Here is a 15,889-nt window from a genome sequence, read left to right as displayed (position 1 = left end):
CGCGATGCACACTGGTCCCATTTGGCCGGTCACCCTCGAGTGCGGCGACCTGGTCCTGCGGCCCATCCGGTACCGCGATAAGAAAGAGTGGTCCGCCGTACGGTCCCGCAACAGTGAGTGGCTGGCCCCGTGGGAGGCCTCCAACCCGGATCCTGCAGGCGGCCTGCCCGATTACCGGCACATGGTCCGCTCCCTCAATGTCCAGGCCGCCCAGGCCACAGCGCTGCCTTTCCTCATCACCGAGTGGATGCCGGGCCTGAGGAACCCCGCCATCGTGGGCCAGCTGACGGTATCGTCCATCGTCTGGGGTTCGGCCATGATGGCCACCCTGGGATACTGGGTGGACCGGGAGCGTGCGGGACGGGGGATTGCGCCCACTTCCGTGGCACTGGTGACGGACCACTGCTTCCGGGCCCTCGGCCTGCACCGGATGGAAATCAACATCCGGCCGGAGAACGGTCCCAGCCTCCGGGTAGTGGAGAAACTGGGTTTCCGGGACGAGGGGTACCGGCCCCGTTTCCTGCACATCAACGGCAAATGGGCGGACCACCGCTCGTTCGCGCTCACTGCGGAGGAAGTCCCGAACGGGCTTCTCGGCCCGTGGCTGGCCTCTCGACGGTCTTAAATCCAACGGTTTGCCGGTGGGGGCACGACACACCGGTGGTAATGCGCCCTGAGCAGGCATGATGCTCATACGGTTTTGAGTGTGGACTTCCCCCTTAGCAGCTCAGTGATCCTTGTGGTTGCCGTCGCGCTCTGGATTGTATGGGTTGCCCCTTACGTCCTCAGGAACCGCCGGCGCCAGTTCCAGGCCGCCGCCGACTTCCTGGCAGACGCCCACGCCGATGAGAAGCCGGACCAGCTACCCGGCGTGGTCCTGAACGTTGCCGCCCAGCAGGAGAAAGCCATGGAACCCAGGAAGAGTGCCGCACCCGGTGCCGGCACTGCAAGCACCCCGCAGCCGGCCCGGTTCCGCATCCGCTACGGCCGGACCGCCCTGGCCCTTGTGGGGCTGCTGTCCCTGGTCATGGCCTTCATTTCAGGTGTATTGCTTCCATTCGGTATTGGTACACCGGCCCTTCCGCTCCTGTGTGCCCTTCTGGCCGCCGGGTCGGTGGCGCTGCTGCGCTCGCTTGCCGTCCGGGACCGCAAGGCCAAGGTCAACGCCGCTTTCCGCTCGGCGATGAACGCTCCGGCACCCCGTCCGCACGCCGCCGTCGTTATTCCTGAAAAGCCTGCCGCCGCTCCTGCCCGTCCGGACAGTCCTCTCTTTGATGCCGAGGCGGGCCAGTCCGGGATCAAGCCATTGACTGCCGTGGAACTCCGTGAAGCCGCACTCGCCGTGGCCCTGGCAGCCGGTGACACCACTGCGGTCCCCGCTGCCGCGGCCGCGTCCGCCGGTACCCCCTGGGAGCCGGTGGAAGTTCCCAAACCTGTCTACGTGGAGGCTGCAAAGGCCCAGCGCCCTGCGCCGAAGCCGCTCGAACTGCCGGAAGCACCCAAGGCGGTTGGCAAGCCTTCACTGAAAAAGGGCGCTGCCGCTACGGCGTCCGCCGAAGGTGCGGAAGCGCAGCAGCTGTCCAAGGCACAGAGCGCACTCAGCAACCTCGACGACGTCCTTCAGCGCCGCCGCGCGTAGGGCCACGCGGGGGTGCTGCGGGATTCTTCCTGCGCCCTGGCCGCGCCAATTGGCGTTGGGCCGGGAAAATTTGTAGCCTAGGGACACCGGTTCCGTGCCGGCCGCGGGTCTCCCGCAGGACGCGGAAAAATCCGGGGCTATAGCTCAGTTGGTAGAGCGCTTCGTTCGCATCGAAGAGGTCAGGAGTTCGAATCTCCTTAGCTCCACAATTTGCAGGGACCCCGGCGCCCGGGGGCGCAACGCAGCCTCATGAAGAGGACGCATGTTCCGCCAGGAAGCGCACCAGATTGGGTGGCCGGTATGCGGGATCCTGATCATGCCGCTTCATGGCTGACTCCGCCACCCTTTCATGCGCGGGATCAGTCTGACCTATCGGCCTGACGTACGCCGGAAGCATCTTCCAGAAACCGGTGCGCGACTCCTGGACCGGCGGAAACGCATCCGATGCACCGTCCGCCGGCGTGCCCGGTACCGCAACCGGCAAGGCGTCAGGGCGGAACGCAAGGCCTGCGCTGCGGGTGCGTTCCATGATCCATCCCAGTGCAATGTCGGACAGGAGGCTGCTCCGGTTCCCGCCGCCGACGTCGCCGTGGGTTCCGGTGAACCAGACCTGTTCCAGCCGCTGATTGCCGGCGTCGTCCTGTGGCTGCCAGAGGGCCGGGGCGAACGGTTTGCGTTTCTCGTCAATTGCGAGGGCCTGAAATGCGTTGTCGACCGTTGTGGACAGCCCCGTGTCATGGAAAGCAAACCTGCGGTTGAATCTGTCCACGAGAGGAACCCCCGTGAGGGGAATGCCGAGCGCACCCACGGTGTCCCAGACGGCAATGCAATGGATGCGGGTTTCGTGGGAGAAGGAGCGGCGGAAGAGGGTGGCTTCCACCGACCGGGGATTGGTGGTGGCCGTTCGGTCCCTGTAAAGGCTGTAGGCATCGCCGAGCCTGCCCCGGAAGCGGCGCCGGAGGATGCCCGCGTTCCTGATCAGTCCGGCGGTGCTGCGGGCTGTGTAGGCGCCGCGGCTGAAACCCAGGAGGAACAACTCATCCCCGGGCTGGAAGTTACCCATGATGAAGCGGTAGGCGGCGAGGATATCGAGGGAAAGACCGGCCCCGAAAGCGCCTCCACCGAGCCGGTCCTGGCGTCCGGTGCCCACCCCGCGGTGGTAGAAGACCCTCTGCTCTATATCAGCGCCCGTGCTGTCCTTGCCGGTTGCGGCGATGCCAAGGGCGAGTTTGGTGACGTTCGTGGGGCACGGTTGCCCGTCCTCAGCCTGGTCCGGGGTTGCCCACGTTCCGTCGCAGCACACCACAATTCGCTTGGCCATTTGTCTTCCCGGCAGATCAGACCCTCGACTCGGCCGCATTTGCGGCTCCGCGGGTTCCATCGGTATACACCCGCGGCGCACACAGCGTCCACAGATTCCGATGGGACGGCAGTCCAAGGGCCGGGACTGGTCCGGATAGCGCCCGGCAAAACGCGGGAGCGATGGGCCGACCGATCCAAGCGGCGGGTCCTAGAGTGGGGCCATGGGAATCATTATTGGACTTCTTGTCATCTGGCTCATCCTGTCGATCCTCGGCTTCGTCGTGAAGGGCCTTCTGTGGCTCGCCATCATCGGGCTGGTCCTGTTCGTCGCCACCGGCGTCTGGGGCTGGCTCAAGCGCAGAACCAACGCCTGAGCCCGCCTTCCTGCTGCGGCAGGAGGAACCCTTACTGCTGACGGACTCTGGTTATCCGTCGGTAGAGGCTGCACGCTGGCTGCATGAGCCGTGTAAGGGAGTCCGCCCTCCCCGCACCATTGGAGCCGCCGGTCCGGCAGCACATGGAGGTGAACTGCGCCCTGCATCCCGACCGGCCATGGATTCGTACCGTCCGAATCCTGGTGGGTCTGTTCGTGCTCGCAGCAGTCATCCAGAAGACGCTTGATGCCACACTGCCCGGCAATGACGTGGACATTCCGCAGCTGTACTCGGAATTCACCGTGCAGGGGAACCTGGTGTTCGGGTTTGTCCTGATTTACTCAGCGGCGCGGCGTCGGTCAGGGCTGCCGGCGTGGTGGGACCACCTGTTCGGCGCACTGGTCCTGTACATGGTCATGACGGGGATCATCTACGTGGTGCTGGTAGCACCGCCGGGAGAGCCGTGGTGGACCTGGGACTTGTATTGGCCGCAGCTGGCCCACCACCGCGTGGCCCCGCTGGCGGCGGCTCTTGACTGGCTTCTTGTGACCCGGACAGTGCACGGCCGGTGGCTGCGGCCGCTGGCCTGGCTGGGGTACCCCGTGGCGTTCCTTGCGTTCTCCTGGATCCGGGGCGGGCTGGACGGATGGTATGTCTATGACTTCCTGGACCCCACCCTCGACGGCGGCTGGCCAAGGGTGCTGGTGGCAACCACCCAGGTCCTCTTCGCGTTCCTGGTCATGTCCTTGCTGGTGCACGCAGCGGGCAACGCGAGGGTTTCGCTGTCCCTCGGCCGGCGCCCAAGGCCGAAGACCGGCTAGATCCAGCCCTTCTTTTTGAAGATCCCGTACATAAGCGCGCCGGCAGCAACCATGAGGACCAAGGCATACGGATAACCGAAGGGCCAATGCAGTTCGGGCATGTTGTCAAAGTTCATCCCGTAGATCCCCGCGACAAAGGAGGGCGCGAACAGGATTGCTGCCCAGGAGGAGATCTTCTTGACCTGTTCGTTCTGTTCGGCGCTGGCTTCGTTTTGCCGGTTGGCGGTCAGCGTCCCATCGAGGGTCAAGGCGTTCTGCAGCAGGTCCCGGAAGGAGTCTGCCCGCGAAATCACCCGTTCGACGTGGTCTTCGACATCCCGCAGGCTGTGCCGCAGGTCTGTTTCCACCTGGTACTTCTCGAAGCCGCGCTTCAGCTGGTCCAGGATTTCCGGCAGGGGATGGATGGCACGCTGGAACTGGATCACTTCCCGTGCCAGTTCGTAGATCCGGCGGGACACAGAGGAGTCGCCGCTGAACAGTTGGTCCTCGATCTCGTCGATGTCGTTTTCCAGCCCGGCGACCACCGGGGCGTAATCATCCACCACGCGGTCCAGCAGAGCATAGAGAACCGCCTCGGGACCGTGCTGGAGGAGATCGGGCCTTGCCTCCAGGCGCCGGCGGACGGTGGCTACACCGGCGGTTTCGGCGTGCCGGACGGTCACCACGAAGTTCCTGCCCGTGAAGACGTGCAGTTCGCCAAACTCCACGGTTTCATCAGCGTCCAGGTAACGGGCCGGCCGCAGGACGGTGAAAAGGTTGTCATCGTAACGCTCCAGCTTGGGCCGCTGGTGCGCCGAGACAGCGTCCTCCACCGCAAGGGCGTGGAGGCCGAACTCGGCGGCTACGGCGGCCATTTCTTCCGCAGTGGGCCGGTAAAGCCCAATCCAGGCCATCCCGCCGTGGCGGGCCAGCGTCTCAAAGGTCTGCTCAAGGTTTTCCGGCTCAGCGTGGCGGACGCCGTTGACGTATACGGCGTTATCGATGATGGTCATTCAGGAAATCCTAGCCGCCGGAGCTGAAGCGTTGCTGAGGCCACTGATGAGCGGTTCCGTCCGGTAGGGGATGTGGGTGTGCAGGGCCAGCACCGTTTCCGTCCGTATGACCCCCTTGATCCTCAGCACCTGCCGCAGGGACGCCTGGAGGTTGTGCGTGTCCGTGGCCACCACCCGGCACCAGACATCGCCACGGCCTGAAATCTCGTGGACCTCCAGGACTTGCGGGATGAGCCGCAGCGCCGCCACCACGCCGTCGAGCTCGCGGTGGGAAACCTCGATGGTCACGAAGGCCGCCACGTCATAGCCCACCGCTTCAAGGTCCACCTCCCGGCCGCCCGGACGCAAAACCCCGGCACGGAGCAGGCGGCGCAGCCGCGACTGTGCCGTGTTCCGGGCGATTCCGAGGGAATCGCCCAGCTCGCCGATCTGGATCCGCGGATCCCGGATGAGGGCCAGGAGGATCTTCAGGTCCGTCGGGTCCAGCTTGTTCAAGATCGCCACTCTCCATCATTGCTGATCGGCAAATTTGATAATTTTGCTCAATTATCCTCCCGAAGACGGATGGATCCAGCAGCGCTGCCCCAATCTTGGAGCATCACTGTTGTATCCGCGCCGGGCTCCCACAAGGACCACCTGCCGCGGCGACCCTAAGGCGGCACATTGACGGTCTTCAGCGAACTGCGCATGCGCCCGGCGACGGCAGCGTCCAGCGGGTGGAATGCCTCCACCACGGCGCGGCTGGTCATTTCCGGGGCGGTCATCTTCATGCTCCTGGTGGGCGCCAACCTTGCCACGCCGCTTTACCCGTTGCTGCAGGCGAACCTGGGACTGTCCAGCCTCGAGGTGACCGCAGCATTTGCGAGCTACGTCCTGGCGCTGGTGGGTACCCTGCTGCTGGCCGGACACTGGTCCGACCACATCGGCCGGCGGGCTGCCCTCCTGGTTGCTGTCCTGGCGGGGCTCGCCGGCGGCTGGATCTTTGCGGATGCGGCAACGCTGGCTGCCCTGTGCGCCGGCCGGGCACTCCAGGGCATGGCTGTGGGGCTTGCAACAGGGGCCAGTGCGGCCGCCCTGCGCGAGCTTCTCCCGTCCCGCCCTGAATGGGCGTCCCGCTTCACGCTGCTGGCATCGTCCGGGGGAGTGGCGGCGGGACCGGTAATCGGCGGCCTGCTGTCACTGCTTCCCGGCGCGACCACTGCCCCTTATGTGGTCCACTCGGTGCTGCTTGCTGCCCTCCTCGTGCCGTTGTATCTGATTCGGGCGCGGCCGGCCATCATGGTCCCCGCAGTGTCCCGACCCCTGCACGTCCTCGCACCGCGCCGGCCCTCCGTATCCCGCCAGGCAAGGGGCGCCTTCTGGCTGGCTTCCGGCGTCGGCTTCCTGAGCTTCGCCGTGTTCGGATTCTCCCTGTCGCTGGCTCCCGGCTATTTCGCGCACGTCCTCGGCACGGACTCCCGGCCGCTGATCGGCGTGCTGGCCGGTCTGCCACTGGGAGCCTCTGCGCTGAGCCAGTTGGTCACCGTCTGCAGCCGCCTGGTGGTTCCGGCCGGGCTGGCGGTGCTGGGCGCCTCCGTCGTGCTGCTGGGAGCCGCGGGTACCTGGCACTTGCCCCTGTTGCTGGTTGGCGCCGCTGTTGCCGCCGGGTTGGGTCAGGGACTGGCGTTCAGGACCGTCTTCAACGAAGTGGCGGGGCGGGTGGAGCCTGCCCGGCACGCCCAGATCATCAGCACCGTCTACGTCATCACCTATCTGGGGAGCGCCGTGCCGGTGCTGGGCCTGGGCTGGGCCAGTGCCGTGTTCGGGATGACCACCGCAGTCCAGGGTTTCGTCCTTGTGTGCGGCGCGGCGGCGCTTGTCCTGTCTGCCGTGACACTGGCGGCTGCACTGCGCCGGCGGGCTTAGGTACAGCGGCCGGGACGGTCACTCCCGGGCTACTCAGGAAGCGGGCCGTGGTTGCCCTGGATGTGTTCGAACACGAGCGTTGTTTCGGTGTGGCCCACCACGGGGTCGGTGGCCAGGTTGTCCAGCACCCAGTCCCGCAGGTCTTCGGTGCTTCCGACGGCGATGTGCAGCAGGTAATCCACCGAACCTGAGGTGTGGAAGGTTGAAAGAACTGCCGGCAGGTGCGGCACGCGTGCGGTGAAGCGGTCGATCTGGTCCCGGTCGTGCGCCCGGAGGCGCACGGCCACCAGCGCCTGCACGGACCGGCCGATGGCCGACAGGTTCAGCTTCGCCTCGTATCCCTGCACGATGCCCCGCTCGGACAACGCACGGGTCCGCATCAGGGCTGTGGAGGGCGCGATCCCCACCATCTCGGCAAGCTGCTTGTTGGAAATCCTGGCATCGGCAACGAGGGCTTCCAGCAGGCGCTCGTCAATGGCATCCAGCGGCTCGGAATGCACCCCTGCCCGGATGTTCCTGGGATTCGTCGTCACTGCGGTTCCTTCCAAACGGTCCTGCATTCATCCTAGACCGCAGAATAACCGCCATCCGCGCAGCCAGCGCCGGTCCGGCCGAATATCCTTGGCACCGGGCAGCCTGTTGGCCCCGGTTAATTCGCGGGAGCTCCAGCCGCAGCGTCGGTGCGGGAATGAACGACGGCGACAGTCGCCGCCGTAAGGCACGCCAGGACCATGACGGCTCCAGCCAGGGCGCTCCAGCCCCAGGACTGGAAGACAAGTCCGCCGGCCCAGCCCAGAAGGCTGGAACCGAGGTAGTAGGCCAGGTTGTATAGCGACGCTGCCTGGGCCCGGCCGGTACTGGCGATCGCCCCGGTCCATCCGGAGCCGATGCTGTGGGCAGCGAAGAAGCCACCGGTGAACACCACCAGTCCGGACAGGATCAGCACAAGGGACGGGGTGAGGGTCAGGGCGAGGCCGCCCACGGTCAGCGCCAGCCCGGCGAGCAGGACGTTCCGCCGTCCGAACCTCGCGGTCATGCCTGCGGCCCACCGGGAGGAGAACGTCCCGGACAGGTAAGCCAGGAAGATCAGGCTGATCACGGTAGTGGGGAGCCCGAACGGCGCGCCGGCCAGCCGGAACCCCAGATAGTTGTAGACAGCCACGAAGCCGCCCATCATCAGGAAGGCCTGGGCGTAGAGGGCCAGCAGCCGGACGTTGCGCAGATGGCCGCCGAGCCTCGCGCCAGCACTGCGGAGGCCGGCAGCCTGGGCGGGGACGAATCCGCGGGCGCGGGGCACCAGGACCAGGAAGACGACGGCGGCAACCGTCGCCAGGAGGGACACGGCCAGGGCGGCAGAGCGCCAGCCCCAGAGTTCGCCGACCGGACCGGCCACGAGGCGGCCGGACAGGCCGCCCAGGGTGGTGCCGGCAACATAGCTTCCAGCCGCCACTGCGGCGTGGGCTTTGCTGACCTCCTCGTTCAGGTACGCAATGGCGATGGCGGGGATGCCGCCCAGTGCCATCCCTTCCAGCAGCCGCAGCGCGAGCAGCACGGCGAAGTTGGTCGACAGCGGCACCAGCAGTCCCAGGACAGTGGCAGCAGTGATGCCCCACATCATGGCCTTCACCCTGCCGATCCGGTCCGCCAGGAAGGACCAGGGTATGACGGTTGCAGCCAGGCCCATGGTGGCCAGGGAGATGGTGAGGGCGGCTTCGGGAGCCGTGATCCGCAGATCCGCCGCGACTATTGGCAGCACAGCCTGGGTGGAGTAGAGCTGGGCGAATGTCGCCACGCCGGCACAGGAGAGACCGGCGAGGATCCGGCCGTAGTCCCTGGATCCCTTTGCATGGCCGTTCCAATTGGGCGAAGGGGCAGTACCGGCCGGTGCATTCTGTGGCATCCAGCCAGCCTAGTCCGCGGTCAAAAGATGCTTCCAATGCATAATTCGTGCCAAACTCATATCAGGAATGGGTTGCTTCAAATGCCCGCACGGAGGTGGCCATGGAACCGGACCGCAAACAATTGGCCCAACTGCTGCCGCTCCTGCCGGTACTTGCCGAACTGGGCCGCACCGAGCACGTAACGGAAACAGCCGAACTGCTCGGAGTACCCCAGTCAACGGTGAGCCGGGCCCTTGCCAGGGCCAGCGCCGCCGTCGGAACCGAACTCCTGGTCCGGGACGGCCGCGGAGTACGCCTCACTCCCGCCGCCCGCACCCTGCTGCCCTACATCAAGCAGGCTCTCGCGGAGTTCCAGGCCGGACTGGATCTGGTCAGGAACGAGTCTGAGGTGGTCCGGGGCACTGTGTCGGTGTCCTTCCAGCACACCTTCGGTGAAGCCACCCTGCCGTTGCTGATCAGCGCCTTCCGTGCACGGCACCCGGGTGCCGGCTTCCGGCTCAGCCAGGGCGCCCGCAGCGCCTGCCTGGAAGAACTTGTATCCGGGGACGCGGACCTTGCACTCACCGCGCCCGTCGCTCCGCCCGGCAGGAACCTGGAGTCGGCGCCGCTGTACCGTGAACCACTCCGGCTGGTGGTACATCACCGCCACCCGCTGGCCCGCCAGCCGATGGCACAGCTGGCTGACATCCGCAGCGAGCCGTTCGTGGCCCTCGGATCCGGATACGGGCTGCGGTCGCTGACGGACGCGCTGTTCCGGGAAGCAGGGTACCGGCCGCGCATTGCCTTTGAGAGCCAGGACTCGCACACCGTCCGCGGGCTGGTCTCAGCGGGACTTGGCGTCAGCATCCTGCCGCCCGGCGGCGATTCCCCGGGCCGGACCTTCCGCCAGGAGAGAGGGGACCTTGGCTGGGTTGAGGTACCCCTTGACTCAGCGCTCGCCTTCCGGGAAGTCGGCGTCAGCTGGCGGCGCCGGAAGCCGGAAAGCGAACCTGTTCCGGCCAGGCTCTTCCGCGAGCTGGTGGTGGCAGAGGGGCCCGCGCTGTTGGCGGGGCTGGCCGCCAAAGCAGGCCGCTGACGGCGGGCTGCTGTCCGCGCAAGTACCCTTGTGACGTGACCAACACCCAGAACTCCTCCACCAGCCCCGCCGGGCACGCCCAAGGCGCGCCGGAAAGTCCCCTCCATGGCACCACCATCGGCCTGGACATCGGCGGAACCAAGACGCACGGGGTCCGTTTTGAGGATGGACTTCCGGTCGCTGACGATTCGGCCGGGAGTTCCAATGTGCAAAACGTTACCCGCGGGCAGGCGGCACAAAACCTCGCGGATCTTTTCGCCAGGATCGGGGGAGGCCGGGTGGACAGGGTTTACGCAGGCTCCGGGGGAATCGACACCGACGAGGACGCAGCCGCCCTGGCTGCCCTGATCCAGCCGCTGGCGCCGGAGGCGCGTATCACCGTCGTCCACGACTCACGCCTGCTGCTGGCCGCGGGCCGTGCCGCCACCGGAGTAGCGGTCATCGCCGGCACCGGATCAGCTGCCTGGGGACGCAATGCCGACGGCGGCGAGGCCAGGGCGGGCGGCTGGGGATACCTGCTCGGGGACGAAGGCAGCGGTTACTGGCTTGGCAGGGAAGCCGTGCGGCACAGCCTCCGCCGGATGAACCAGGGCCTGCCCATCGACCAGCTCACCGTGGCCCTCCTGGCCTCCTGCGGGCTGGACCATCCCAACAAACTCATTGCGTTGTTTCACTCCCCGGAGACGGGGCGGCGGTTCTGGGCCCAGCAGGCCAGGCACGTTGTGGAAGCGGCAGCCGCGGGCCACCAGGACAGCGTTGCACTGCTCGACCAGGCCGGAACGGACCTGGCCGCCCTGGCAGGACAGGTGCTGGGACAGCTGAAGATCAACGGACCCGTCATCCTCGGCGGCGGGCTCGGCATGAACGTGGCGCCCCTGCAGGAATCGTTCCGGCGGAACCTCCAGGCCGCCGGGATCACCGATGTACGGGTCCTGGACCAGGAACCGGTGTTCGGGGTCCTGCAGCTCCTGGCAGAGCCGGTCTGAGGTCCAGCCTGGGGTCTTAGCCGACGGAGCGTTTTCGCGGTGTCAGCCGGACGCCCGGAAGCGGCGGAGCCGGTATGCGGCCGGCTTCCGCCCCGGCATCCGGTCCGTGGCCCCGCACCAGGCCATAGCGGGCGGCAGCCGTTTCGGCATCCGGGAGTCCTGCCTGCGCTTCCCAATCGTCCCGGGCCTGTTCCACCTCTTCGTGGGTGCGGCCCACGAAGTTCCACCACATGAGCAGTTCCTCGCCGAACGGCTCGCCGCCGATCAGCAGGAAGCGTGTGCCCGGGCCGGCCTCCAACCGAAGCTCACTGCGGCCGGTGCCCAGGTAGCCCAGCGGGCCCGCCGGCATCTCCTGCCCGTCCACCGCCAGGCCGCCGTCGAGCACCAAAATCCCGTGCTCGAAGGCCGGGTTCAGGGGCAGCACCGCGTCCCCTTCGCAGGAAACGTCCGCGCCGACAATTGGCGTGTACACCGTCGCGGGTGACACCACCCCGGCCAGTTCCCCCACCATCACGGTTGCCGTAAAGCCCTGCCCCCCGGCGCGTGGCAGCTCGCGGTGCTGTTCGAATGCAGGTTCCCGGTGCCGGTCCCCGTCGGGGAGGGCAACCCAGAGCTGCAGGCCCCGCTGCAGTGGCAACTCGCCGCCGTCGGACGGAAGCACCGCGAACTCGGAGTGCGACACCCCGTGTCCGGCGGTCATGATGTTCAGCTCCCCGGGGCGCACCACCACATCACTTCCCACACTGTCCCGGTGGTGGATGTTCCCCGCGAGCGGCCACGTCACGGTCTGCAGCCCGATGTGCGGGTGCGGCAGGACGGACATGGCGGTCCGGTCCGGGCCGAAGCTGTCCAGGAAGCACCAGGCACCGATGGTGGGCAGTCCGCGCTGGGGCAAAGTGCGTTGGACGTTCATGGCACGGACCCCGCCCAGCGGCACTTCGCGCTCAGGCCACAGCTGCAGGCAGGGCCCCGATGTCCCTTCCTGGGCCGGCGGGCATAGCTCTTCCTGGGGCGAGACTTCCAAGTTGGTCACGGCTTTACTTTAGGCGCGCCCGGGGCGCCCGGACAGCAGCGGGTGTGTGCCGGCGTCGAAACCCATCCGCCCGGGCCGGGGTCCCGAATGGTCACAGTAGGGATTCCTTTGCGTGGATTAGGGCTTCAGCTGCTGAAGGCCGCCCCCGTTTGGGCTACCGTAACTATCAGCGTGCTGATGGCAATGTCGCGGTGCTGGGAGCAGCCCGTCCAAGAGAACAGGTAAGTCCGCACCATGGACCAGGCGATGATCGAGTTCCAGAGCGTTACCAAGCAGTACCCGGGCGGCCAGCCCGCCGTGGACGGGTTGTCCATGTCCATCGCCAAGGGCTCCGTCACCGTCTTTGTTGGTCCCTCCGGCTGCGGTAAAACGACATCGCTCAGGATGATCAACCGGATGGTGGAACCCACGTCCGGAACCATCACGGTGGACGGCCGGGACGTCACCTCGGTGCCGGCCGCGGAACTGCGCCGTTCCATGGGTTACGTGATGCAGTCAGCAGGGCTGCTGCCGCACCGCTCCGTGCTGGACAACATCGCCACCGTTCCCAGGCTGAACGGGGTCTCCAAAGCCGATGCGCGCAAAAGGGCCAGCGAACTCCTGGACGTGGTGGGCCTGGCCCAATCCCTGGGGAAGCGCTACCCGTCGCAGCTCTCCGGGGGGCAGCAGCAGCGCGTCGGCGTGGCCCGCGCGCTGGCCGCAGACCCGCCCATCCTGCTCATGGATGAGCCGTTCAGCGCAGTGGACCCGGTGGTCCGTGACGAACTCCAGCAGGAACTGCTGCGCCTGCAGAAAGACCTGGCCAAGACCATAGTGTTCGTCACCCACGATATTGACGAAGCCACCATCCTCGGGGACAAGGTGGCTGTTTTCGCCACCGGCGGGAAGCTGGCACAGTACTCCACTCCAGAGGAAATCCTGCGGGCGCCGGCCAATAACTTCGTAGCCTCCTTTGTGGGACGGGACCGCGGCTTCCGGCATCTGGGGTTCACCCCGGCCGACGCCGTCGCGGTCCACCCCGTGCCGACCATTGTCCGCGCGCCGGAGGGTTACCAGTCCGATTCCAGCGCTGCCGGCGGCTGGCAGTTGGTTGTGGACGCGGACAAGCGTCCGCTGGGCTGGTCGGCGCCCGGCACTGAAACGGAGCTGGTTCCCGGTGGTTCGCTGTTCCGTCCCGGGGAAAGCCTTCGGCGCGCCCTCGACGCAGCCCTGTCCTCGCCGTCGGGCCTGGGCGTTGCCGTGGACTCCGACGGCAGGGTCCGGGGAGTGGTCCGCGGCGGCGAAGTGCTGGCGCTGATCGAAGAAGCCCGCCAGATGCGGCAGGCTGCCCTCTGATGGAGTGGTTCCTGGCGAATACCGGCATGATTATGCAGCGCGGCGGCCAGCACCTGGTGCTGGCCATCGTTCCCATGGTCCTTGGCCTGCTGGTTTCCATCCCGCTGGCGCAGCTGGCGCGGCGCAACAACGCACTGCGTTCGGTGGTGCTGACGGCCTCCTCCCTCCTGTACACCATCCCCTCCCTGGCGCTGTTCATCATCCTGCCCACCATCCTGGGCACCCGCATCCTGGATCCCCTCAATGTCGTGGTGGCGCTGACCATCTACGCCGTAGCACTGCTGGTCCGCGCAGCCCTGGATGCCTTCGATTCCGTCGACGCCGACATCAGCCAGGCCGCCCAGGCCATGGGGTTCAAACCACTGGCACGGTTCCTGCAGGTGGACCTGCCGCTGTCCCTGCCGGTCATGTTCGCCGGGCTGCGGGTGGTGTCCGTCAGCAACATCTCGCTGGTCAGTGTTGCGGCCCTCCTGGGCGTCGGCAACCTGGGCATGCTCTTCACCGACGGACTCCAGCGTGACTTCGTCACCGAAGTGGTAGTGGGCATCGTGGCCATCCTGGTCCTGGCGCTTGTGATGGACGCCGTGCTGGTCCTGCTTGAACGCATCCTGACCCCCTGGGAGCGCGCAGGAACCCGACGTGACCGCGGGGCAGGCGGCAACTCGTTGCCAGCGTCCGCAACCGACCTCGCCGCGCACACCACGGGGGGAGCGGCATGAGCAACGTTTTCGCCGATACCTTCTCCTGGCTTGCCGATCCCCTGAACTGGTCCGGGAGCATGGGCATCCCCACCCGGCTGGGGGAGCACCTCCAGTACACCGGGCTCGTCATGCTGATCGCCACCGCCATTGCCGTTCCTGTCGGACTGTTCGTGGGCCACACGGGGCGGGGACGCGTGGCCGTCGTCGCACTGGCAGGAGCCCTACGTGCCCTGCCCACCCTCGGCCTGCTGATCCTGTTCGTGCTGCTGGCCGGCATTGGGCTGATGCCCCCAATCTGGGCCCTCGTGATCCTCACGGTTCCCCCGCTGCTGGCAGGAACCTACGCCGGGATCTCCAGCGTTGACCGGAACGTGGTGGACGCCGCCCGCGCCATGGGGATGACCGAACTTCAGGTCCTGTTCCGGGCCGAACTGCCGAACGCCCTCACGGTCATGTTCGGCGGATTCCGGACGGGCGTGCTGCAGGTGATCGCCACGGTCTCCGTGGTTGCCTACATCAACCTTGGCGGCCTCGGCCGCTACCTGTTCGACGGACTTGTCCTGAGTGACTTCCCCCAGATGCTGGGAGGTTCCCTCCTCATCGCTGTGCTGGCGATCGCCGTGGATCTCGTCCTGTCCCTGTTCCAGAGGCTGTTCCTCGCCCAGGGGGCCTCAAAACTGTCCCGCCGCAGCCAGGAGGCCGCGGTTGAACTCACAGACCCCGTAGTTGCGGAGACTGTTGTACAAGGAGGTAAATCATGAAAGATAGCCGTCCCCAGCGCCTCGGCAGGCGGGCGTTCAGCGGCCTGGCCGCCGGGCTTGGCCTGGCCGTGGCGCTGTCCGCCTGCGGCGGTTCGTCCGATCCGTTGAAGAACGCCCCGGCCTCCAGCGGCGGGGCTTCGGGTGAAGCGACATCCCTGGTGGTGGGCTCCGCGGACTTCCCCGAAAGCCAGATCATCGCCGAACTCTACGCCGGCGCCCTGAACGCCAACGGCATCACCGCCACCACCAAGCCGAACATCGGCTCCCGTGAGGTGTACTTCAAGGCCGTGCAGGACGGGTCCGTTGACGTGGTGCCGGACTACAGCGGCAACCTGCTGCTCTACGTCAACAAGGAAGCCACCGAAGTCTCCGCCGGCGATATCGCCAAGGCACTGCCGGGCAAGCTTCCGGACGGGCTGGGCGTCCTGGACGCGTCCAAGGCCGAGGACAAGGACGCCATGGTGGTGACCAAGGCCACCGCTGAGAAGTACCAGCTGAAGTCCATCGAGGACCTGGCCAAGGTCTGCAGCGACATCGTGGTGGGCGCCCCAGCCACCTTCGCCGAGCGTGCCTACGGCCTGCCCGGCCTTAAGAAGAACTACAACTGCGTGCCCAAGAAGCTGGAGCCGTTCAGCGACGGCGGCGGCCCGGTGACGCTCAAGGCGCTCCTGCAGGACCAGGTACAGGTGGCGGACATCTACACCACCACGCCGTCCATTGCCGACAACGACCTGGTGGTCCTGGACGATCCCAAGAACAACTTCATCGCCCAGCAAGTCTTGCCGCTGTACAACAAGTCCAAGATGACGGACAAGGCCAAGCAGGCGCTGAACTCGGTATCCAGCATCCTCACCACTGATGACCTGATCAACCTCAACCGGGCGGTCAGCGGCAACCAGAAGCAGGACGCCAAGACGGCAGCAACCGCGTGGCTCAAGGAAAAGGGCATCGTCAAGTAAATCCGTTCGCTGCCCCGCAGGCAGCAACTGCCTGGTGATGACGACGGCGGCTGCCGGACCTTCGAAGGTCCGGCAGCCGCCGTCGGCCATGTGGCGGACGTCTCA

At 66.6% G+C, this 15,889-nt stretch carries 17 protein-coding genes and 1 tRNA gene; 12 read left to right on the top strand and 6 right to left on the bottom strand.

Annotation, left to right across the window (positions count from 1 at the left end):
• Window positions 1-4: 4 nt before the first annotated feature.
• The 3 genes from VXJ37_RS11505 (at window position 5) to VXJ37_RS11495 (ending at window position 1,845) form a co-directional block, all read left to right on the top strand.
• Window positions 5-625, top strand: a complete 621-nt coding sequence (locus tag VXJ37_RS11505) for a GNAT family N-acetyltransferase (RefSeq protein WP_331323165.1) — start codon at window positions 5-7, stop codon at window positions 623-625.
• Between the two features lie 105 nt (window positions 626-730).
• Window positions 731-1,639 carry a hypothetical protein gene (locus tag VXJ37_RS11500; protein WP_331323211.1) on the top strand — a complete coding sequence of 303 codons (909 nt, stop codon included), beginning with the start codon at window positions 731-733 and terminating at the stop codon, window positions 1,637-1,639.
• A 133-nt stretch (window positions 1,640-1,772) separates the two neighbouring features.
• Window positions 1,773-1,845, top strand: a tRNA-Ala gene (locus tag VXJ37_RS11495).
• A gap of 41 nt (window positions 1,846-1,886) precedes the next feature.
• On the opposite strand, the gene VXJ37_RS11490 is transcribed toward VXJ37_RS11495, so the two are convergent.
• Window positions 1,887-2,960 carry a DUF2235 domain-containing protein gene (locus VXJ37_RS11490; protein WP_331323163.1) on the bottom strand — a complete coding sequence of 358 codons (1,074 nt, stop codon included), beginning with the start codon at window positions 2,958-2,960 and terminating at the stop codon, window positions 1,887-1,889.
• A 202-nt stretch (window positions 2,961-3,162) separates the two neighbouring features.
• Here VXJ37_RS11490 and VXJ37_RS11485 point away from each other — a divergent pair, with 202 nt between their 5' ends.
• Together VXJ37_RS11485 and VXJ37_RS11480 are read left to right on the top strand one after the other, a co-directional pair.
• Window positions 3,163-3,315, top strand: a complete 153-nt coding sequence (locus tag VXJ37_RS11485; RefSeq protein WP_285244256.1) for a hypothetical protein — start codon at window positions 3,163-3,165, stop codon at window positions 3,313-3,315.
• 83 nt (window positions 3,316-3,398) lie between these two features.
• Entirely contained in the window at window positions 3,399-4,136 is a 738-nt protein-coding gene (locus VXJ37_RS11480) for a Pr6Pr family membrane protein (RefSeq protein ID WP_331323162.1), read from the top strand.
• On the opposite strand, the gene corA is transcribed toward VXJ37_RS11480, so the two are convergent.
• Both corA and VXJ37_RS11470 read right to left on the bottom strand, forming a co-directional pair.
• Window positions 4,133-5,128, bottom strand: a complete 996-nt coding sequence (gene corA, locus VXJ37_RS11475) for a magnesium/cobalt transporter CorA (protein WP_141942478.1) — start codon at window positions 5,126-5,128, stop codon at window positions 4,133-4,135. The two genes, VXJ37_RS11480 and corA, sit on opposite strands and share 4 nt — an antisense overlap.
• Entirely contained in the window at window positions 5,129-5,623 is a 495-nt protein-coding gene (locus tag VXJ37_RS11470; RefSeq protein ID WP_331323210.1) for an Lrp/AsnC family transcriptional regulator, read from the bottom strand. It lies immediately after the preceding gene.
• Between the two features lie 168 nt (window positions 5,624-5,791).
• Between VXJ37_RS11470 and VXJ37_RS11465 the strand changes: the two genes are divergently transcribed.
• Window positions 5,792-7,033, top strand: a complete 1,242-nt coding sequence (locus VXJ37_RS11465; protein ID WP_331323161.1) for an MFS transporter — start codon at window positions 5,792-5,794, stop codon at window positions 7,031-7,033.
• A gap of 29 nt (window positions 7,034-7,062) precedes the next feature.
• Here the strand turns inward: VXJ37_RS11465 and VXJ37_RS11460 are convergent, their stop codons facing one another.
• Both VXJ37_RS11460 and VXJ37_RS11455 read right to left on the bottom strand, forming a co-directional pair.
• A complete protein-coding gene (locus VXJ37_RS11460) occupies window positions 7,063-7,566 on the bottom strand; it encodes an Lrp/AsnC family transcriptional regulator (protein ID WP_174237525.1) in 504 nt (167 codons plus the stop codon).
• A 116-nt stretch (window positions 7,567-7,682) separates the two neighbouring features.
• Entirely contained in the window at window positions 7,683-8,933 is a 1,251-nt protein-coding gene (locus VXJ37_RS11455) for an MFS transporter (RefSeq protein WP_331323160.1), read from the bottom strand.
• A 101-nt stretch (window positions 8,934-9,034) separates the two neighbouring features.
• Here VXJ37_RS11455 and VXJ37_RS11450 point away from each other — a divergent pair, with 101 nt between their 5' ends.
• Together VXJ37_RS11450 and VXJ37_RS11445 are read left to right on the top strand one after the other, a co-directional pair.
• Window positions 9,035-10,009, top strand: coding sequence for a LysR family transcriptional regulator (locus tag VXJ37_RS11450; RefSeq protein ID WP_331323159.1), 975 nt, complete (start codon window positions 9,035-9,037; stop codon window positions 10,007-10,009).
• A gap of 35 nt (window positions 10,010-10,044) precedes the next feature.
• Window positions 10,045-10,995, top strand: coding sequence for an N-acetylglucosamine kinase (locus tag VXJ37_RS11445; RefSeq protein WP_331323158.1), 951 nt, complete (start codon window positions 10,045-10,047; stop codon window positions 10,993-10,995).
• Between the two features lie 16 nt (window positions 10,996-11,011).
• On the opposite strand, the gene VXJ37_RS11440 is transcribed toward VXJ37_RS11445, so the two are convergent.
• Window positions 11,012-12,028 (bottom strand): pirin family protein, encoded by a 1,017-nt coding sequence (locus tag VXJ37_RS11440; RefSeq protein WP_331323157.1) that lies wholly within the window; start codon window positions 12,026-12,028, stop codon window positions 11,012-11,014.
• A gap of 234 nt (window positions 12,029-12,262) precedes the next feature.
• Between VXJ37_RS11440 and VXJ37_RS11435 the strand changes: the two genes are divergently transcribed.
• The 4 genes from VXJ37_RS11435 to VXJ37_RS11420 are packed head-to-tail and all read left to right on the top strand — an operon-like array spanning window position 12,263 to window position 15,784.
• Entirely contained in the window at window positions 12,263-13,363 is a 1,101-nt protein-coding gene (locus VXJ37_RS11435; RefSeq protein WP_331323155.1) for an ABC transporter ATP-binding protein, read from the top strand.
• Complete coding sequence (locus VXJ37_RS11430) at window positions 13,363-14,082, top strand: ABC transporter permease (protein ID WP_331323154.1); 720 nt, start codon at window positions 13,363-13,365, stop codon at window positions 14,080-14,082. The genes VXJ37_RS11435 and VXJ37_RS11430 overlap by 1 nt, the downstream gene beginning before the upstream one ends.
• Window positions 14,079-14,825: an ABC transporter permease gene (locus VXJ37_RS11425; protein ID WP_331323153.1), complete on the top strand. Its 747-nt coding sequence runs from the start codon at window positions 14,079-14,081 to the stop codon at window positions 14,823-14,825. The genes VXJ37_RS11430 and VXJ37_RS11425 overlap by 4 nt, the downstream gene beginning before the upstream one ends.
• The gene (locus tag VXJ37_RS11420; protein ID WP_331323152.1) at window positions 14,822-15,784 is read left to right on the top strand and encodes an ABC transporter substrate-binding protein; all 963 of its coding nucleotides are present in this window, start codon (window positions 14,822-14,824) and stop codon (window positions 15,782-15,784) included. Before VXJ37_RS11425 ends, VXJ37_RS11420 begins: the two co-directional genes overlap by 4 nt.
• Window positions 15,785-15,889 lie beyond the last annotated feature (105 nt).

Source organism: Pseudarthrobacter phenanthrenivorans, assembly GCF_036455295.1.
GTDB classification, from domain to species: Bacteria; Actinomycetota; Actinomycetes; order Actinomycetales; family Micrococcaceae; genus Arthrobacter; species Arthrobacter phenanthrenivorans_C.
Note: the sequence above shows the minus strand (reverse complement) of the source record. Positions and strands in the feature narration are given on the sequence as shown.